Source organism: Verminephrobacter aporrectodeae subsp. tuberculatae At4 (genome assembly GCF_000193225.1).
Lineage (GTDB): Bacteria > Pseudomonadota > Gammaproteobacteria > Burkholderiales > Burkholderiaceae_C > Acidovorax > Acidovorax aporrectodeae.
Map to the genome: position 1 here is coordinate 1 of NZ_AFAL01000757.1, position 3,612 is coordinate 3,612.

Genomic DNA, 3,612 nt, shown 5'->3' on the forward strand with positions numbered 1-3,612 from the left:
CCGTTGACCCTGGGGCGCGTCGTGTCGCCGCTGGTGATCAGCTGCGGGGCCGTGGTGTCTGCTGGCGCTGGCGTGTCGTTGACCACCTCGGTAGCAGCAAAGCTGGTCGCGTCGTTGCCGGCGGCGTCCTGTATGGCGTTGGCGTCGTCGTCGGTCGTGGGGTCGGCGTAGGCAACGGTGACCGACTGGCCCTGGGTGACCGCAGTGGCCAGTGTCAGCGTCACGGTCTTGGCCTCGGCATTTACGGCGACGTCGTGGACGACCTGGGCGGTGCCATCGACGAGCACCGCAAAAGCCTCCTTGGCCGGCTTGTTGGTCGCGTCCAGGTTGCTGGTGTCCTGGAAGCTGAGCACCAGCTGGTCGCCGCTGACCCTGGGGCGCTGCGCCTCGTCGGTGGTGATCAGCACCGGGGCCGCGATGTCCGTGCGCACCGCCGTGGTCGGAAAGCTGAGCAGGTGGTTGTCGGCCATGTCCCGTATGGCGCTCTCGTCGCTGGGCGTGCTGTCCTGGTAGGCGATGCTCACGGTCTGACCCAGCTGCACGGAGGTGTTCAGTTCCAGAGCAAGGGTTTTTCCGGATGCATACCGTGTGGCCGTGGCGGTGACGGCTTGGCCATCGACGAGCACCGTGAAGTCGCTGCCGTTCGGTCGGGCCGTATCGTCCTGGTTCAGGTCGCTCGTGTCGTGGAAGTCGAGGAACACCGTGCTGGCGTTGACCCGGGGCCCCTTGGCACCGGTGGTGATCAACTCCGGGGCCGTGGCGTCCAGCGTGATGTTGCTCACCTGCGTGGTCGGGATGCTGGTCAGGCAGTTGCCGGCCGTGTCCTGTATGCCCTGGTTGTCGGCGGGCGTGCCGTCGTCGTAGGCAACGGTCACGCCGCGCTGACCATGCGCTATGGGGGTGCTCAGCGTCAGGATCATGTTCCTGGAGATTTCATTGATGCGGACGTTCGTGACGGTATTCGCCACGCCATCGACGCGCACGGTGAAATCCCCGTTGGCCGGCAGGCGGTCCAAGGCTGCGACCATGTTGCTCTGGTCGCTGAAGTTGAGCGCCAACAAATTGCCCGAGGCCCTGGGACGATCGATGCCGGTGCCGATCAGCTGCGGGGCCGTGGTGTCTGCGGACCGGGTGTCCACGGTGTAGTTGTCGCTGCTGGCGCTGCCGGTGGCGGCGTTGCCTGCGGCGTCGGTCACGCCCGTGAGGTTGACGCGGATGGTGTTGCTGCTGTCTTCGACGTTGGCCGTTGGCGTGAACGTGGCGGTCCAGGTTCTGCCGTCTGCATTTGCCGTGAGGGGCCCAGCGTGCCGTTGGCTTCCGTGAGGTCCACGTCGGTGGCGTCAAAGCCGTTGACGCGCTCGCTGAAGGCGATGGTGACGGTGGTGCTCTCGCCGGCGGTGAGCGCGCTGTCGGCCAGCGCAATGGTGGCGCTGGGGCGCGTGCCGGAGACGGTGGTGTTGACGGTGTAGCGGAAGTCGCTGGCTGCCGTTCCCTCGCCGCTGTTGCCCGAGGCGTCGGTGACGCGGCCCATGTCCACGCGCAGCCCGACGTCGGTGAGCGTGGTGCTGGCCGTCGGGGCCGTGAGTGTGGCGGTCCAGGTGATGCCGCCGTCGGTGGAGACCGGGTTCGACAGCGTGCCGCCGGCAGCGTCCGGGTGGATCATCGCGGTGCTGCCAGCGTCGTTGGTGTGGGCCATCACGCAGCTGCTGTCGAAGCCCGTCACCGCTTCGGAGAAGACGAAGGTGACGGTGGCGGTTTCGCCGGCGTCGAGGGTGCTGTCGGTCTCTGCGGACGCGTAGGCGATGCGCGACGAAGCCAGGACAGGCCGGGAGTGGTCAGCGGTGTAGTGGGGGCTGTATGTGTCGTCCTTCGGACCCGGGTTACCCGCCGCGTCCGTCACGCTGCCCTGGCGCAGGAAGATCGAGCGCGGGTCCGCCTGGCTCCTGCTGTGGCTGAGGTCCGCCGGGGTCAGTTTGAAGGTCCAGGTCTGGCCGCCATCGCTGCTGAGCAAGTCGCTCAGAGTGGGGCCGACCAGGGAGTGCCGCTGGTCGTGCGCGATGTCGTCGAGGGTGAGGCCGGTGACTTTTTCGGAGAAGCGCAGGGTGACCGTAGCGACTTCCCCGATTCCCGGATTCGTGTCGCTCATCGTGATCACGGCGGTGGGCCGTTTGACGTCGATGGCGTAGGTGTTGCTCGATTCCACACTGCCTGTGGCCTGGTTGCCACCGCGATCGGTCACGCCGGCGAGGTTCACGGTGATTTTGTTGTTCTCCGAGTTATTCGTGGACTCGTTCCACGGGGCCGTCAATATGACGGTCCAGACGGTGCCATAGCCGTTGGCGTCGGGGTCGCTGGCGACCGGGCCGGACAGCGTGCTCCTTTCCCCGATCTCCCGCCCCTCGGACTCGCGCAGGCTTGCGAGTCCCAAACCCTTGACGGGTTCGGAGAAGCGGAGGGTGACGGTCATATTCATCTTGCTACGCGTCAAGATGCTCTCGCTGAACGTGATGGCATCCGCGGTCAGCGAGGGGCCCCGGGTGTCCACGGAGTAGCTGTGGCTGTAGACGGCTGCGCCGGCCTGTCCCGTGTTGCCCAGCAGGTCTTTCACCCGGGAGACGTTCAGGCCGATCTTGCAGGCTTCGGCGGTTTCCGTGTTCGCTGCGGGTGTGAAGATGGCCGTCCAGGTGTCGCCGCCGTCGGTGCTGTAGGGGTCGCTCAGCGTGCCATAGGCTTGGGCTTGGGAGAGGTCGATGGCTGCCTTGACGCTTGCGCCGGTGACTTTCTCGCTGAAAAAGAATTGGACCCTGGCGGTCTCCCCGACTTTGATGCGGGTTTTGTCGAGCGTGATGCGCTCCAGTTTTGGGCGGGTGGTGTCGACGGTAAAAACCCCCTCGGAAGAGTAGGTCCTTGAGGTGTTTGAGATGTCATTGCCGCGTACGTCCCGGCCGTCATTGCCGTTTTGATCCAAGACGTTGACAAGGTTCAGGGTGATGCGGCCGCAGCCATTCTCCACACCTTCCAGCGCCTCCAGCCGGGCCCAGTAGTGCTTGGGATCGTTGGGGTCCCTGGTCAATTTCTCGTAGCGACCGGTGGACCAGCGGGTACCGCTCGGGATCGTGCAGTCGGAGAGCTGGAAACTCGGCTCCCATATCCTTTCGTTGAAACGAAATGCACCTTGGTCGATGAGGATGCCGTGAACAGTTCGTATGGCTTGTCCTGGGGTCTGTATGCCTCGGCCCAAATTCTGACGGAGCTAACAGCGGAAGGACCGAACATGGTGTTTCCTTTCAAGTGGTCGATGTGCGATTGCGGACTCGGCGCAGCCCCTGCTCGGGATTTGTTTCGGCAACAACGAGAACGTAACAATATGGCTCATATTTAAACACAATATGGTGTTTTATTACGATATTTTTCTTGGGTGCCTCGGCGTGCCCCGTGCGCTACCGTTCGACGCCCATGCAGAACATGGCGCAGACGGTGCTCTCGTCCACCTCCTTGGGCGCGGCCAACCGCCGTGCCCTGCGCGCTCAGCCCAGGTCACCCGCTGCGTGCCGGATGCCCGCGCCCGTGGCCCTTTTCGCGGGAAATAAACGCGAATTTTTCAGGCCGTGC

1 protein-coding gene and 1 pseudogene are annotated in these 3,612 nt (G+C 64.6%); both read right to left on the reverse strand.

The annotated features are described in order from the left end of the window. Positions 1–1,196 (reverse strand): SwmB domain-containing protein (locus VTU_RS29160; RefSeq protein ID WP_010108469.1); only part of this gene is annotated, 1,196 nt, incomplete at its 3' end. Further along, a pseudogene (locus tag VTU_RS0121200) lies at positions 1,197–3,013 on the reverse strand (Ig-like domain-containing protein); the annotation flags it as partial. Between the last annotated feature and the right edge of the window lie 599 nt (positions 3,014–3,612).